Source organism: Arthrobacter sp. ISL-5, from assembly GCF_018613835.1.
GTDB lineage: Bacteria > Actinomycetota > Actinomycetes > Actinomycetales > Micrococcaceae > Arthrobacter.
Genome location: NZ_JAGGPM010000019.1, coordinates 72,232 through 87,516, shown reverse-complemented (window position 1 = coordinate 87,516; position 15,285 = coordinate 72,232). Strand labels below are relative to the sequence as shown.

The following is a 15,285-nucleotide window of genomic DNA, read 5'->3' as shown; positions in this document are numbered from 1 at the left end:
GGCGCGGATGAAGAGGCAGGCCGGATATGCACCAAAGTGGGGGCTAGGTAGTGATGTCGTGCCGGAACCGCTCCCGAGCCACCACCCGGAAATCACGGTGCGCAGCCCCAAAAGCACGGAGCAGCGCCCCAACGGCCAGGAAGTGGCTTCTGGGGGCTTACATTCGGGCCGTCACGGGCTACCGTTTTGCTTGTGGGCAGTTCCTGCCGCGCATGGCGAGCAAAGGAGTTCCAATGGGTGACGTGTGGATCCGCACGATCAGCCAGAGCCTGGTTCGTGCGGACAGGGTCACGGAAATTGCAACCTCCCGCGGATCCGTCCACGACGATCAGGGATATTCACTCAAAGTCGTCGCGGACGGAAAAGCCTCCATTCTGATCGACAACAGCGACCTCATCGGCACCACGGGCGAACGGCTCGAGCACGCGCGGCGGATGGAGGACGCGCTGCTGCTGGCCATGGATGCTGCCAGTGGCACTAACTCGTCCGTGGTGATCAGTTACGAACAGGACGGGGAACGCTGGATCCTCAGGCCGGCGTCTGAAGTGGCCGGCGAGATAGCACCCTGAAAACCGGCGTGCGCAAGCAGGCCGTCAGCATCGGCACCGAGGCGGCGGCCAGTGCTAAACCCGTCGGCTGGATCGTCGGCTAGACCGTCGCCGCCAGCTCGTAATCAGCCCCGCGCATGTCCTCGCACAGTGCCACGCAGGCACCGATGCGGGCCTTGAACTCGGGTTGCTGCTTCCACGCGTTCCGGGAAGCCTCGTCGGTCCACTCCGAGAACGAAATATAGTGCCCGGCGGAACCGCTGTCGCGGAGGAGTTTCGCCACCACCATGGACGGGTAATTTTCCCGCGACCACTGGAGGAACTCCTTCCACCGCTCCACAAACTCGTCATCGTTGCCGAGTTTGACCTGCCAGACCCCGGAAGCGAAATGCTCTGCCATCGGTCCCACACCCTTTCCTGCGTGCTCAGATAGCACAATCTTAGGACCGGACCCCTGCGCAGGGGAGTCCCGATCACCTGCCGCCGTTCGCCGTCGTCGTCCCCCGCCGCTGAGCTGGCGCTATCCGGGGTTGCGCGGCGCCCGCATGGACTACGACCGCCTCCCCACGTTTGAGGAATGAAACCAAGTACTTGAATGTTCAATAAAACATGGACTTTGGCATCTTCACCTTTGGCGAGCTCTCCCGCAACATCAGCACCGGCGCGGCGCTGTCCCCGCAGCAGCGTCTGAAGGAAATCATCGAGCTGGCCAAGCTGGCTGACCAGGCCGGCCTCAGTTTCCTCGGCCTGGGGGAGCACCACCGCCGCGACTTTGCCCTGTCCGCCCCGGAGATCGTCCTCGCGGCCATTGCCCGGGAAACCACGAACCTGCGGCTCGGCACCGCCGTCACCGTGCTCTCCACGCAGGACCCGGTGCGGCTCTTTGAGCAGTTCGCCACCCTGGACCTGATCTCCGACGGTCGGGCCGAGATCATCGCCGGCCGCGGCGCCTTCGTGGAGTCGTATCCGCTGTTCGGCCACGGGCTGGACGACTATGACGCCCTCTTTGACGAAAAGCTGCGGTTACTGCTGGAACTCAGGGACGCCGCGGTTGTGAACTGGCAGGGAAACCTTACCCAGAGCATTCCCGGAATGGACATTGCGCCCCGTCCAGTCCAGGACAAGCTCCCCGTCTGGGTGGGCGTGGGCGGCACGCCGGCGAGCTTTGCGCGGGCGGGGCGCCTGGGGCTGCCGCTGTTCATCGCCCTGCTGTCCGGCCCGGCCAGGTTCCGCCGCCTCGTGGAACTCTACCGCCAGAGCGCCGCCGACGCCGGGCACGATTCCGCCGCCCTGCCGGTCGGGGCCGGCGGGCACTTTTACGTGGCGCCCATCTCGCAGCAGGCGCGGGATACCTTCTACCCCCACTACCGTGCCTATTTCGAACAGAACATGCCGCGCCCGGTGGACCACTTCCCGCGGTCGACTTTCGACGACTGGACCGAGCCCGGCGGCGGACTCCTCGTGGGAAGCCCCCAGCAGATCACTGAGAAGCTCCTGGACATCCACGCGACCCTCGGCACCAGCCGGTACCTGGCCCAGATCGGTTTGGGCGGGCTGCCATTCGCCGAGACCGCGCGCTCCATCGAGCTGCTGGCCACCGAAATCATGCCCGCCGTGAACAAGGAAATAGGCGTCACGGCGCGCTAAGTCGTGGCGCTAAGTCGCGGCGCGCTAATTCACCAGGCTAAGGCAACAGGCCTTTGGCGTCGTCCGGGCCCACAAAATCGCAGGACCCCTGGTGGCGCTCGGGCAGGATGCACGTGCGTCCGGTGGCCAGATGAACGTTGCCGCAGCGCCCGGTCCGCGCCACGTCTTCGCGGATGTGCAGGCTCCTTAGGTCGGGCCGTTCGCCGCTGTGCGGCTGCGTGTGGAAGGTTTCGGACGTGCCGTGTTCGTGACTATTCATGCCTTGATACTCCTCATCGAGTGGCTGCCCCCATAGCACAAGGCCAGTCGTTTGGACCCCGAGACTTAAGTCTCGCCCGGCGGAATTAACGGCGGGTTACGGCCATGTTAGATCCGGACGAGCCCTCTGTCAGCCCAGCAAACCGTCGACGTAACACCAGCGCCAGTCCTCACCCGGTTCGATGCTGCGCATGGCGGGGTGGCCCGTCGCCTCGAAGTGCCTTGACGCGTGGGTACCGGGCGAGGAGTCGCAGCAGGCCACGTTGCCGCACTCCAGGCACATCCGGAGGTGGACGGTCGTAGTGCCGTCCCGGACGCACGCGAGGCAGTAGGCGTCTCGCGGGACGGCGGGGTCCGGTGCTGATTCCAGGTGCTCGCAGCCGCCACCGGGCCGCGGAGTGCCTCCTGTCCCGGAGACGTCCGCTTCGTCGAGGGCGGTATCGAGCATGGACTCTTCGACGTCGAGCCTCTCCAGTACGTCGCTGAGGACCTCGTGCGCGTACTCGCCGCCCCGCCGAAGTTCCAGCACCCTCGTGCGCTCGGCCTCCAGCATGGCCAGCCGGAGCTGGGCGTAGCGCTGGCTGGGAGTGGCTGCTTCCGCCGTCGGCCGGCCCAGCCGTTCCCACGCCGCGAGCCCGCGTTCCTGCGTCCGCCGCTTCAGCATGGCCACGACCTCCGGAGGGTCGTTGTCCGTCCGCAGTTCGTGCAGTCGCTCGACGCCGGCTGCCGTGGCCAGATGCATCAGCGCGGCCTTGCTGAGGGCGTCTTCGCGGGGGTCCGGGCCCCGCACTCGGAGCAGCCGCACCAGCGCAGGAAGGGTGAAGCCCTGGGCGGCCAGCGTGCCCGCCACCACCACCATGGCGGCCAGGATGAGCACGGACCGGTGCTCCAGGTCTTTGGGGAGGGTCAGGACCGCCGCAAGGGTCACCACACCCCGCATCCCGGCCCACGAAACGATGGCCGGATACTGCCACGGCGGTGCGGGATCCTTGCGAGCCACCGCCGGAATGAGCCGTGGCAGGTAGGTCGCGGGAAACACCCAGACCGGCCGGAGCACCAGCACTGCCAGCAGAATTACCGCGCAGCCGGCCCAGATCCTTCCTGGGCCCAGGGGATCGTCCTGGACTCCATCGATGATGGTCCGCACCTGCAGGCCGATGAGGAGGAACACCGAATTCTCCAGCAGGAACTGCACGGTATCCCAGTTGCTCCGCTGGCTCAGCCGCGCCGCGCCGTTGGGCATGGACGGCGCCTTGGTGCCCATGATCAGGCCGGTGACCACCACGGCCAGCACTCCCGACGCGTGAATCTCCTCCGCCGGCAAGTAGGCCACGAACGGCGCCATGAGCGACGTCGACGTGTTGATCGCAACACTGCGGATTCTCAGGCGGAGCTGGGTGAGGAGATAGGCCGCAGCGAGGCCCACCGCCAGGCCGCCGCCGGCCGCCAGGAGGAATTCCCCGCCAATCTCCGCCACGGAGACTGTTCCTGAGATCGCCGCGATTGCACCGCGCAGGCACACCAGGGCGGTGGCGTCGTTGACCAGCGATTCGCCCTCCAGGATGCTGACAATCCTGCGTGGCATTCCCACCTTGCGGGCGATCGCGGTGGCGGCCACGGCATCCGGCGGCGCCACCACGGCGCCCAGCGCAATGGCCGCAGCGAGCGGTATTTCCGGAAAAAGCCAGTGGACCACCACGCCTACCGCGATGGTGCCAAAGATGACGTAACCCACCGAGAGCAGCCCGATGGCGCGCACGTTGGAGCGGAAATCGAACAGCGAGGTCCGCAGCGCGGCGGCATACAGGAGCGGCGGCAGCAGGCCTACAAGGACCAGTTCGGGGTTCAGCTCAAGAGGCGGAACGAACGGCAGGAAGGAACCCGCAACGCCGGCGAGGACCAGGAGCAGCGGAACGGAAACGTTGATTTTCCGGCCCAGCGCACTGCCTGCGCACACCACCGCCACCAGCACGACCAAGCCCAGAGCGACTTCCATGCCGCTATTCTTTCAGCTCAGTGTGCCGGTGCGGGCTGCTGTTGCCACCGGGAAATGCCCGACGGCGGCCGGTCACTTACGGCTGGCCGGGGCGCCGTCGGTGCGGGGCTTATTTCCCGCTTCAGTCATCGGCGATGTCGGCGCCTTCGGCGGGCTCCTGCGAGTGGACGCGGATGTCCGTGGGATCGGCGGTTTCGTCCCCTTCGGCCGGGGCCTCGCTGTGGATGCGCTGCACCGCTGGGTAATCATTCATGACCGCTCCTCTGCCGCAGTTGTGTGCTGTTGGCCATCACCTAATGTTCATCTAGCTCCTGCATTTGTGGACTGTCAAGAACATTCCAGCCGCTATGGCCGTACATCTTGTTGTGTGCTGGACTGTGAGGTGTTCGCACCGGCTGTTGGGAAGGATCAAACCTCATGGCAACGTACAAGATCGGATACTTCGTCGGGAGCCTGGCCAGCGGCTCCATTAACCGCACCCTCGCCAACGCCCTCATCAGGCTCGCCCCGGATGATCTGGAGTTCACGGAGATCCCCATCAAGGATCTGCCGCTTTACAGCTACGACTACGACGCCGACTTCCCGCCGGAAGGACGGGCCCTGAAGAACGCCATTGAGGGCTCCGACGGCGTCCTCTTCGTGTCCCCTGAATATAACCGGTCCATTCCGGGAGCGCTGAAGAATGCCATCGACTGGGGATCACGCCCCTGGGCACCAATTCGTTTGCCCGCAAGCCGACCGGAATCATCGGCGCCTCGCCGGGCAGCATCGGCACGGCCGTGATGCAGTCCTCCATGCGTGCCGTGCTGAGCTTCCTCGACGCGCCCCAGCTCAACGCCCCGGAAGCCTACGTGAAGTTCAACCCTGCCGTATTCGCCGACGACGGAACGGTTACCGACAAGGGCACCGCGGACTTCCTGCGCCACTACATGGAGGAATACGGCGCGTTCGTGGAACGGGTGCTCGCCGCCAACGCGCCCGGACACATCGGCGACCCCAAACCGGACGCCGAAAAGCTGTCCCGCTAGGGTCCAGCGCCTGCCCGACTATCACCTGCCGCCCGGCTTCCGGCTAGGCGGGGCCGGCTGTGCTGCCGGCGGCTTCCGCGACGAGTCCGCCGAGGCTGCGGTATTTCTCGATCCGCTGCGGCAGCAGTTCCCCCGCCCCCGCCGAGGACAGCGCGGCCAGTTCGTACTCGATCGCCTGCCCCATGCGCTGGCAGAACGCTTTCCCCTCCAGGGCGGCATCGGGGCGTTCGTCCACGATGTGCTCCACCATTCCGTTGGCGTACAGGGACGCCACGTTGACGCCCTGCGCTGCGGACATGGCCGGGGCAAAGTCGGTGCTCCGGTGGACGATGGCGCTGGCGCCTTCGGGCGGCAGCGGGGACAGCCACGCGTGCTGGGCCGCGATGGTCCGGTCGGCCGGCAGCAGGGCCAGCGCCCCGCCGCCCGCTCCCTGTCCCAGCAGAACGGAAACGGTCGGTGAGTTCAGCCCGATCAGGTCGTGCAGGGACCTGGCGATCTCGCCGGCCAGCCCGCCTTCCTCCGCTTCCTTGGACAGGGCTGCGCCGCCGGTGTCGATGACCGTCAGCAGCGGCAGCCCGAGCTCCTCGGCCAGCCGCATGCCGCGGCGTGCCTCGCGAAGGGAGGCCGGTCCCATGGCTGTCTGCTGCGAGGGCCGGGGCCGGGTGTGGCCGATCACCACGCAGGACTTCTGGCCGAAGCGGGCCAGTGCCAGCAGCAGGCCGGGGTCCTTTTCCCCCTGGCCGGTGCCGTTGAGCGGGAGCACATCGCGGGCGCCGTAGGCGAGCAGCTGGCGCAGGTCCGGGCGGCGGGGATTCCGTGAGATTTCGATTGACTCCCAGGCTCCGGCGTCGGACGGCTTCACGGCGAGGGTCCGTGGCGGGGCGACGCGCGGGTGCGGGCCGGTGACCAGGATGCTCAGGGCGCGGTCGACCACGTCGGACAGCTGCCATGGCGGCACCACGGCGTCGATGAGCCCCTTGTCGAAGAGGTTCTCGGCGACCTGCACGTTCTCCGGAAAGGGGGTGCCGTAGAGGGCCTCGTAGACCCTGGGACCCAGGAAGCCGAGCAGGGCACCGGGCTCGGCCACGGTGATGTGCCCGAGCGACCCCCACGACGCCATGACGCCGCCGGTGGTGGGATGCCGCAGGTACACGAGGTACGGCAGCCCGGCCTGGCGGTGTGCCCGCACAGCGGCGCTGATCTTGACCATGGACAGGAAGGCGATGGTGCCTTCCTGCATGCGGGTGCCGCCCGACGCCGGACCCGCCAGGAGCGGCAGGCCTTCCCGGGTGGCGCGTTCGACGGCGTCCACGATCCGTTGCGCCGCGGCGAGCCCGATGGAGCCGGCCAGGAAACGGAACTCGCTGACGATGACGGCTACCCGGCGGCCGCGGATCAGGCCTTCGCCGGTGAGGACGGATTCGTCAACGCCGGTCTTTGCCCGGGCGGCGGCAAGTTCCTCCCGGTACTCGGGACCCGGATCGGGGTCTGTGACCGGGGCGTCCCAGCTCCGGTAGGAGCCCGGATCCAGCACGGCGGCGATGAGTTCTGCGGCGTCCAGGTGGCGGACTTTCTGCTGGGTCAGCATGCTCAGTGGCCTTCCCCGCCGGTGCCCGAGGCGCTGCCGGACGCGTCGGCAGGGACCAGCCCAAGCCACCGCCGGATCTGGTCGCCGTCCTGGTCCAGCAGCGGCGGCGCCGTGTGTGCCTTGAGGGTGGTTTCGGCGGTGTCGGAGGCGCTGAAGAACCGCAGGGGCGGGCCAGGCAGGCTCACGTTGCCTAGGATCTTATGGTCCACGTCGATCACCAAACCCTGGGAGTGGACCTGCTCCCATGCGTAGACTTCATCCAGCGTCCGCACCTTGCCGGCCGGGATCCCCGCCTCGTTCAGCCTGGCGAGCAGCGGTTCGGCTTCGAAGTCGGAGAATGCCCGTTCCACCTCTTCGATGACCTTCTCCCGGTTCCGCACCCGGTCTGCATTGGTGGCGAATTCAGGCCTGGTGTTGTCGATCCCGAACGCCGAGGCGAAGGTGGACCAGAGTTTCTCACTGCCCACGCTGATCTGGACCCGGCCCTGCCGGCAGTGGAAGAGCCCGTAAGGCGCGATGGACGGGTGGTGGTTGCCCTGGGCCTTAGGGGTTTCGCCGGCCACGGTGGCCCGGGTGCCCTGGAAAGCGTGCACACCGATCAGCGCCGCGAGCAGGGAGGTGCGGACGATCTGCCCCTGGCCTGTCCGCTCGCGCTGCAGCAGGGCCGCCAGCGTGCCGAATGCCCCGTACATGCCGGACAACAGGTCGGCAATGGGGACCCCCACCCGCTGGGGGTCGTCCGGCCCGGACCCGGTCAGGGACATCAGCCCGGCTTCGCCCTGGAGGATCTGGTCGTAGCCGCTGCGCCGCGACTCCGGCCCGTCGTGGCCGAAGCCGGTGATGGACAGGACCACGAGCGCGGGGTTCAGCGCATGCATCTCGGCGGCCGAGAACCCGAGCCGGTCCAGCACCCCGGGGCGGAAGTTCTCGATCACGACGTCGGCGCGTTCCAGCAGTTCGCGCAGGACCGTCCGCCCGTCGTCGCTCTTCAGATCCAGGGCGATGGACTCCTTGTTGCGGTTGCAGGACAGGAAGTACGTGGCCTGGGGATCGTCCTCGGGCCCGACGAACGGCGGACCCCAGCCGCGGGTATCGTCCCCGGTGCCCGGGTTCTCGACCTTGATGACCCGGGCCCCGAGGTCCGCCAGCATCATTCCGGCGTGCGGGCCGGCGAGGGCACGGCTCAGGTCCACCACGAGGTAGCCCGAGAGCGGGCCTTCGGCCGGGGGCATGGATTCAGTGCTCATGAAGGCTGTTCCTTTTCTTGCTGGGCAGGTTTGTGCTGGGCAGGTTCTCGCTGCACAGGGGTTTGCCGCGCGGTGGATTCTGCGGGTGGATTCTGCGGGGTGGGTTAAGTTCCGGAGGGCGGCTACATCCAGCCCGGCACCACCATGACCAGCCAGGCGATGGCCGGGCCGGCGGCCACGACGATGCCGCTGTAAGCCAGGATCTGCTTGTAGAACTTGTCCTTGTCCATGTCCTCCGGGGCGTTGGCCAGGACCAGTGCGCCGTTGGTGGAGAACGGGGAAACGTCGACGATCGTGGAGGCGACGGCCAGGGCCGCGATCACCCCGACGGCGCCGATTTCGCCGGTGGCCAGGAACGGGACCGCGAGCGGGATGAGGGCCGCGAGGATGGCGGTGGAGGAGGCGAAGGCGGACACGACGGCGCCGATGTAGCAGATCAGCAGGGCGGCGACGAGCGGCATGCCCAGGTGGGCCACGCCGTCGGAAACGAATTTGATGGTGCCAGCTTCCTCGAGGACGCCCACGAAGGTGAGCATGCCGCAGATGAGAAGGACGGTGGACCAGCTGATCTTGTTCACGGCGCCCTTCTGGGCGGCCGGGGACACGAGGGCCAGGATGATCGCGATGGTGATCGAGACGAATCCGACGTCCACCTTGAAGCCCAGGGAGATGACGGCGAGGGCAATCAGGCCCAGGATGGTGACGAGCTGGGGAATATTGGCGCGGGCGCCGTTCGTCCCCTCTTTCGAGGCGCCGGCCGCGGAGGAGCCGGAGGTTCCCTTGGCCGCGACGCCGGACGGCGAAATGTCGGAACCGGAGCCCTGGAGGGTGACACCGGCTGCCCGGGAGCCGACGCTGACGGCCATCCGCGACTCCGCAGCCTTTTCCACCAGCCGGCCGGTCTTGGCGGTGAGGAGCTTGCTGCCGCCGAGGACGATAAAGAGCACCACGGCAATGGCGAGGTTGAAGAAGAAGCTGGCCAGGAAGATGGCCATCGGGCTGGCCTCGAGCTCGGTCTTGGCAATGATGCCGTTGACCGTGACGCCGTAGACGGCGATGGGGGAGAAGCCGCCGGCCTGGGCGCCGTGGATGACCATCATGCCCATCATCAGCGGATTGATCTTGTGCTTGGCCGCGAAGCTCAGCGCGATCGGCGCGATGATGGCGACGGCGGCGGGAGACAGTGCGCCTACGGCGGTGATCACCGCGGTGATGGCGAACATGACCCAGGGAATGAGGGCCACCTTGCTGCCCACCAGTCGGACAGCGCCCCGGACCAGCAGGTCAATGGTGCCGTTGTTCTGCGCGATGGCGAAGAGGTAGGTGACGCCGACGATCGTCAGGAAGAGGCCGCCGGGGAAGTTGGCCAGAATGTCGTTGGTGGACATTCCGAGGACTACGGAGCCCAGCAGGAAAGCTCCCACGAAAGCCAGGGCGCCCATGTTGAGGGGCAGCACCGTGGCCAGCAGGAACATCACCGCCAGGATGATGATGGACAGTACGGGAGCGGACATCTTTGTTCCTCCGGATCGAGAGATTGATGTGATGTGGATTACTGGCTCACTGGCCTAGCCTCCTAGACACTAGGTGACTTTGTCAATAGTTCTCGGCTAAGCTGGTGCCGAAGACGTCGCCGGAAGGACTTGCATGCCCAAGAAGACAGCAACGCAGCAGATCTCCCGCGTCGCGAGGCCACGCCTGTATGAACAGCTGGTGGAGCAGCTCATGGACTTCATCGAGTCCGCGCAGCTGGGCCCCGGTGACACCCTGCCCGCCGAGCGGGACCTGGCCGAACGGCTGGGCGTCTCACGGGCAACGCTGGCGCAGGCGCTGGTTGCCCTTGAAGTCCTCGGCGTCATCGACGTGCAGCACGGGACCGGAGCGGTTCTGGTCTACCGGCCCAACGTTCCGTCCGTGATCAAGGGCCTGCGCGAGCACAGCAGCAGGCTCCCTGAGATTGTTGAAGCCCGGAGCACGCTGGAGGTCAAGCTTGCGGAGCTGGCGGCCGGCCGGCGGACCGAGGCGGACATGAAAGCCATAGACAAGGCGCTCGACGCGATGGCCGACGAAGTGGCCTCCGGCGCCAAGGGAGCGCACGGCGACGAACTGTTCCATCAGGCCGTCACGGCAGCGGCGCACTCGGCAGTGCTGGCCCAGCTCATGTCCTTCATTGCCGGGATGATCCTGGAAACCCGCCTCGAGTCCCTCGGCCAGCCCGGCCGGCCGGAGCAGTCGCTGGCCTCGCACCGCAAGATTGCGGACGCCATCAGGGCACAGGATTCCGCGGCCGCGGCGGCGGCCATGCTGGACCACATAACCCTTGTCTCCGACGTCGCACTGCTGAAGTAAGGGCATGAAACCGTTTCTGTTGCTCGCGTCGCGGGCCGAGGACACCGCCGCGGAAGAAGAGTACGAGGCCTACCTGCGCTACGGCGGGCTGGACCCGAGCCAGCTGAGGCGGATCCGGATGGAACTGGCCCCGCTGCCGGCCCTGGAGCTGGACGGCTACTCCGGGGTGATCGTGGGCGGCAGCCCGTTCACGTCCAGCGATCCCGCCGAAAAGAAATCTGAAACCCAGCACCGCGTGGAACGCGAATTGGCCACGCTGTTGGACCGGATCGTGGCGGCCGACTTCCCGTTCCTGGGTGCCTGCTACGGGGTGGGAACCCTGGGGCTGCATCAGGGTGCGGTCATCGACCGGACCTACGGGGAGCAGCTGGGCGGGGTGATCATCAGCCTGAGCCCGGAAGGCCTGGAGGATCCGCTGCTGGCGGGCATGCCCGCTGAGTTCACCGCGTTCACAGGCCACAAGGAAGCGTGCACGGTGCTGCCGCCGAACGCGGTGCTGCTCGCGAGCTCGGCCGCGTGCCCGGTGCACATGTTCCGGATCAAGAAGAACCTGTATGCCACCCAGTTCCACCCGGAACTCGACGCGGAAGGGCTGGTGACCAGGATCGACATCTACCGCCACGCCGGGTACTTCCCGCCCGAATCCGCCGAAGAACTGATGGCAGCAGCCCGGACGTTCACCGCGACGGAACCGATGAAAATCCTGCGGAACTTCGTCAAGGTCTACGGCACGTAGCCCCGAACGGAAAGGAACGACGGCGGGTGTGTCCCGCCGTCGTCCGCTTCCATTTGGGCCAGTCCCTTTGGGAAAAAGGGGCCGCAAGTGTTCGTTCGCGCCGGCTAGCGCGCGGGCGTCACTGTCGCCTCGTACGTGAGGATCTCGGTGTCAGTGCCATCCCCGCCGTTGTCCGGTGCGACGCGCATGGTCAGATGGCTGCCGTCGGCGGTCATCTTGAACGGATTGCGCGTTGCCACGCCGCCGTCTGCGGTCCACTGCTGGAACGGCACGCTGTGCAGCGTGGCGTGCGTCCGGCTGTCAATCAGGGCGATGCCGCCCAGGTTGTACTTCGCGGAAGGACCGCCCGCGGCGGGCGTCTGCGGAAGGCCGGCAACGCCGGCGCAGAGCATCTTGGAGTTCGCCGCGTACTGGCAGTCCTGGTAATCGACGAAGTGGTCCGGGTTCTGCCAGGTGCTCAGCTCCTTGCCCTGCAGGGTCTATTCGGCGAAACGCCTTGAACCCCAGGTGTTGCCGATGAGGTGGCCGGTCTGCTTGTCCATGACGATGCCGCCGAAGTGGTCCTTGACTTCGAACTGCTTCTGCACGTCCAGGGACTTGGCGTCCACCCGGTAGACGATGGAGCTGCTGTTGGGCCGGTACTGCGCCACAGGGACCCAGACGTTGGTGCCGTCGAAGTCGATGCCGCCCGGGTGGTACATGTCGCCCTCGCCCAGGACGATGTCCTTCTGCAGCTTGCCCGCCTTGTCCATGTGAACAGGTGGCCCTTGCCTTTGCCGGCCGTGCGGTCGTAGCCGCCCTGCGGGCTCGGAAACTTCACCGTGGGCTCGATGATTTACACCGAGGACAGGAAGATGTGGTCCTCCGTGAAGGCGATGCCTTCGGTGTGGAAGGTCGGGAAGTCCAGCTTCAGCGTGCTGGTCAGCTGCCAGGCCGTGTTGCGGTCGACGGCGGTGAATGCGTCTGCGACGGCGGTGTCCGCCGTGTGGTGGTCACCGTTTCCGGTGTCCTGGGACGCCTGCGCGACTGCGGCGCCGCCGATGGCTGTCGCTGCGATCGCCGCCGCGATGACGGCTTTGGCCAGGCTGCCGGTGCGGAGTGTTTTCATGGGGATGGCCCTCTCGTTGGTTCGGACCGGTGTGACGGTACGGGCTGGTCATGAACCGGGAACAACGGGCGGCTTAACGCGGTTTGGCAGTTGCCTGCTCCGGGAGGAGGCGGGAGGCTCTTTTGCCCATTGACTTCGGCCGGAGGAGGGCTAACGTTGAACTACGTCAACACGGATCTGTTGTACGCACGTGCGCTGAGGGGGCGGCGGCGCAATTGCAGATTGTTCGCACACACAGGCTTCGGTCGGCAGCCCGCAACTCCTCAAGCTGGTTCACGCCAGCGCCCTCATGTCTTGATTCCAGGTCTCACCCTAGCCCCAGGTGCCGTCCCATGACCGCTAATTTCGTCACCGCCTTTGCCGTTAAGTCCTTCGATGTCCCCGACAAGAAGCGTTACCCGGACAAGGCCGAAGTGGACCTTGTCAGCGTGAACGACTATTCCGTTGCGCGGCTCATCCTTGCCCCCGGCTGGCGGTGGTCCGAGTGCTCCCAACCCACCGAAAAAACACCGTTCTGCCAGCACAACCACCTCGGCTTCTGCGTGTCCGGGGTGATGGAGGTCGAAACGCCGGAAGGCGTCCGCTCGTCGATCCACGCCAACGACACGTACGCCATCCCGCCGGGCCACAATGAATGGGTGGTGGGTTCCGAGCCGTTCGTGGCCGTGGAATTCCTGGGCGCGGCGTCGTTCGGGCGGCCGGTCAGCCGCGGCCAGCACGCCAAGATCTGACTCGGATCAGCCGACCTCGGATCAGTCGCGCGGACCCAGGGCGGAGGGCGGTCAGCCCACGTGGACCCAGGGCCGCTTTGTCACGTCCGGTTCGGCTTCGCGCAGCACTTCCCGGGTGACCGGTGCGATCTCGCCCTCGCCCAGGAAGAGGAACCGCAGGAGGTTCGCCACCGGGTTTCCCTCTGTCCAGCGGAAGTAGATGTGCGGCATCAGTCCCGTGACGTCCCTGATGTGCAGCAGCACCGAGGCGATGGTGTTGGGGACCACGGGCCCGTGCACCTCCAGGATCTGGTAGCCGTGCCGCGTCACGCCGGTGACCTCCAGGGCCGTTTCAAAGTCGGAGGAATCGTCCACGATGACCTCCAGGAACAGCGCCTGGTAGTCCAGGGGGAGATGGCTGACCTCGATGGCCGACGTCAGTTTGTCCCGGTAGGCCTGCGCGCTGAGGCGGAGCGGTTCGTGGGCAATGATGGAAATGGGTCCCTCCAGGTTCGAGGACATGAACTCGAGCGCCTGCCGGTCAAGGTGGACGTGGGTGGCGTGCAGCTCGAAGGAACGCAGGACCCGGGAGAGCAGGGAGATCGCAATGATGCCCAGGATGAAGAACGACGCGATCCGGATGCCTTCGGGCCGTTCGAAGATATTGGCGACTGTCGTGTAGATGAAGACCACTGCGATGACCCCGAAGCCGAGGGTCCGCGCGTGCTGCTGCTGGCGGCGGGCTGACAGCGTCACGGCAACCGCCGCGGAGGTCATCAGCACCAGGACGCCGGTGGCGTAGGCGCCGCCCTGGGCATCGACGTCGGCGTCGAAAAGATAGGTGACCAGGAACCCCACCAAGGTGAATACCAGCACCAGCGGGCGGACGGCCCTGGCCCATTCGGGGGCCATGCCATACCGGGGCAGATACCGCGGGACGAGGTTCAGCAGTCCCGCCATCGCGGAGGCGCCGGCGAACCAGAGGATGCCGATGGTGCTGATGTCGTAGACGGTGCCGAAGCCATTCCCCAGGTATTCATGGGCCAGGAACGCCAGGGCGCGGCCGTTCGCCTGGCCGCCGGCCTCGAATTCGTGCGCCGGGATCAGGATGACGGTGGTGAGGCTCGTGGTCACCAGGAACGAACTCATGATGACGGCGGCCGTGGTCAGCAGCTTTCGCGTTCCCTCGATCCTGCCTGCCGGGTATTCCTCGGTGTCGCCGGGCCGGCCCTGGATCTGCGGCATCACCGCAACCCCCGTTTCAAAACCGGACAGGCCCAGGGCGAGTTTGGGAAACACCAGCAGGGCAATGCCGACCACCATGAAAGGACTGCCGTGCGAGGTGGTCAGGGCCTGCCACCAGTCCCCGACGGCCGTCGGGTGGGCCGCCGCCTCGAATACCGTCGTGGCGACGACGATCACGTTCAGTCCCAGATAGATGGCCACGAGGGCAACGGCGACGCCGATGGCCTCCCTGAATCCGCGCAGGAACACCGCTCCAAGCAGGGCAAGCAGGAACAGCGTGACAGCAACGTTTTGTCCCTGCAGCCAGACCGGCGCGAAGGGATTCTGGATCGCGTGCGCCGTGGCGTCGGCGGCCGACAACGTCATGGTGATCATGAAGTCCGTCGCGGCGAACCCCAGGAGGACCAGAACAAGGAGCTTGCCGCCCCAGCTTGGCAGCAGCCGCTCAAGCATGGCGATGGATCCCTCGCCGCGGTGGCTTTCGCCGGCAACCCGGCGGTAGACGGGCAAGGCGCCGACGAGGGTGATTGCCACCAGCACCAGCGTAGCCAGCGGCGAGATCACCCCGGCAGCAAGCGCGGCGATCGCAGGCTGGTATCCGAGGGTCGAGAAGTAGTCGACACCCGTCAGGCACATGACCTGCCACCACGAATGCTTCTTGAGGTGCGGGTCCCCCACAGCGCCGGGGCCCTGATGGGAGCCTTTGGCGTCCTGCAGGCCGAATAACAGCCATCTCTTGAATTTCTCCCTGGCCCCGGGCCGCGGGGCGGAAGGATCAGCCGGAGGCCTGCTCAGCGTGGTCATTTCTGCCTCTCCGCGCGATGC

Annotated in this window: 14 protein-coding genes and 2 pseudogenes; 6 read left to right on the top strand and 10 right to left on the bottom strand. The window is 66.6% G+C overall.

All coding sequences use genetic code 11. The features are described from left to right. The first annotated feature begins 233 nt into the window (after positions 1-233). A complete protein-coding gene (locus J7I89_RS10935; protein ID WP_214969920.1) occupies positions 234-569 on the top strand; it encodes a hypothetical protein in 336 nt (111 codons plus the stop codon). Positions 570-648: 79 nt separating this feature from the next. Here J7I89_RS10935 and J7I89_RS10930 read toward each other — a convergent pair whose 3' ends face one another. Further along, complete coding sequence (locus tag J7I89_RS10930; protein ID WP_214969918.1) at positions 649-948, bottom strand: antibiotic biosynthesis monooxygenase family protein; 300 nt, start codon at positions 946-948, stop codon at positions 649-651. 209 nt (positions 949-1,157) lie between these two features. Here J7I89_RS10930 and J7I89_RS10925 point away from each other — a divergent pair, with 209 nt between their 5' ends. Continuing rightward, positions 1,158-2,195, top strand: a complete 1,038-nt coding sequence (locus J7I89_RS10925; RefSeq protein ID WP_214969916.1) for an LLM class flavin-dependent oxidoreductase — start codon at positions 1,158-1,160, stop codon at positions 2,193-2,195. A gap of 37 nt (positions 2,196-2,232) precedes the next feature. Here the strand turns inward: J7I89_RS10925 and J7I89_RS10920 are convergent, their stop codons facing one another. From J7I89_RS10920 to J7I89_RS25595, 3 genes are all read right to left on the bottom strand, one after another. After that, the gene (locus J7I89_RS10920; RefSeq protein ID WP_214969914.1) at positions 2,233-2,454 is read right to left on the bottom strand and encodes a hypothetical protein; all 222 of its coding nucleotides are present in this window, start codon (positions 2,452-2,454) and stop codon (positions 2,233-2,235) included. Between the two features lie 129 nt (positions 2,455-2,583). Continuing rightward, positions 2,584-4,449: a Na+/H+ antiporter gene (locus tag J7I89_RS10915; RefSeq protein ID WP_214969913.1), complete on the bottom strand. Its 1,866-nt coding sequence runs from the start codon at positions 4,447-4,449 to the stop codon at positions 2,584-2,586. 121 nt (positions 4,450-4,570) lie between these two features. Continuing rightward, positions 4,571-4,702 carry a hypothetical protein gene (locus tag J7I89_RS25595; protein ID WP_285290200.1) on the bottom strand — a complete coding sequence of 44 codons (132 nt, stop codon included), beginning with the start codon at positions 4,700-4,702 and terminating at the stop codon, positions 4,571-4,573. A 164-nt stretch (positions 4,703-4,866) separates the two neighbouring features. Between J7I89_RS25595 and J7I89_RS10910 the strand changes: the two are divergent. Continuing rightward, a pseudogene (locus J7I89_RS10910) lies at positions 4,867-5,477 on the top strand (NADPH-dependent FMN reductase). A gap of 43 nt (positions 5,478-5,520) precedes the next feature. Here the strand turns inward: J7I89_RS10910 and J7I89_RS10905 are convergent. From J7I89_RS10905 to J7I89_RS10895, 3 genes are all read right to left on the bottom strand, one after another. Continuing rightward, entirely contained in the window at positions 5,521-7,065 is a 1,545-nt protein-coding gene (locus J7I89_RS10905) for a carboxyl transferase domain-containing protein (RefSeq protein ID WP_214969911.1), read from the bottom strand. Positions 7,066-7,067: 2 nt separating this feature from the next. Next, positions 7,068-8,312: a CaiB/BaiF CoA-transferase family protein gene (locus tag J7I89_RS10900; RefSeq protein ID WP_214969909.1), complete on the bottom strand. Its 1,245-nt coding sequence runs from the start codon at positions 8,310-8,312 to the stop codon at positions 7,068-7,070. A 122-nt stretch (positions 8,313-8,434) separates the two neighbouring features. Continuing rightward, positions 8,435-9,826 (bottom strand): SLC13 family permease, encoded by a 1,392-nt coding sequence (locus J7I89_RS10895; RefSeq protein WP_214969907.1) that lies wholly within the window; start codon positions 9,824-9,826, stop codon positions 8,435-8,437. A 133-nt stretch (positions 9,827-9,959) separates the two neighbouring features. Between J7I89_RS10895 and J7I89_RS10890 the strand changes: the two genes are divergently transcribed. Then, complete coding sequence (locus J7I89_RS10890) at positions 9,960-10,661, top strand: FadR/GntR family transcriptional regulator (protein WP_214969904.1); 702 nt, start codon at positions 9,960-9,962, stop codon at positions 10,659-10,661. Positions 10,662-10,665: 4 nt separating this feature from the next. Beyond that, the gene (locus J7I89_RS10885; RefSeq protein WP_214969901.1) at positions 10,666-11,397 is read left to right on the top strand and encodes a glutamine amidotransferase; all 732 of its coding nucleotides are present in this window, start codon (positions 10,666-10,668) and stop codon (positions 11,395-11,397) included. A gap of 104 nt (positions 11,398-11,501) precedes the next feature. Here J7I89_RS10885 and J7I89_RS25140 read toward each other — a convergent pair. Continuing rightward, positions 11,502-12,098, bottom strand: a pseudogene (locus tag J7I89_RS25140) (DUF6454 family protein). A 134-nt stretch (positions 12,099-12,232) separates the two neighbouring features. Further along, positions 12,233-12,505 carry a hypothetical protein gene (locus J7I89_RS25135; RefSeq protein WP_251045164.1) on the bottom strand — a complete coding sequence of 91 codons (273 nt, stop codon included), beginning with the start codon at positions 12,503-12,505 and terminating at the stop codon, positions 12,233-12,235. Between the two features lie 332 nt (positions 12,506-12,837). Between J7I89_RS25135 and J7I89_RS10875 the strand changes: the two genes are divergently transcribed. After that, positions 12,838-13,236 (top strand): cupin domain-containing protein, encoded by a 399-nt coding sequence (locus J7I89_RS10875; protein ID WP_214969899.1) that lies wholly within the window; start codon positions 12,838-12,840, stop codon positions 13,234-13,236. Between the two features lie 51 nt (positions 13,237-13,287). Here J7I89_RS10875 and J7I89_RS10870 read toward each other — a convergent pair whose 3' ends face one another. Continuing rightward, entirely contained in the window at positions 13,288-15,264 is a 1,977-nt protein-coding gene (locus J7I89_RS10870) for an amino acid transporter (protein WP_214969896.1), read from the bottom strand. Positions 15,265-15,285 lie beyond the last annotated feature (21 nt).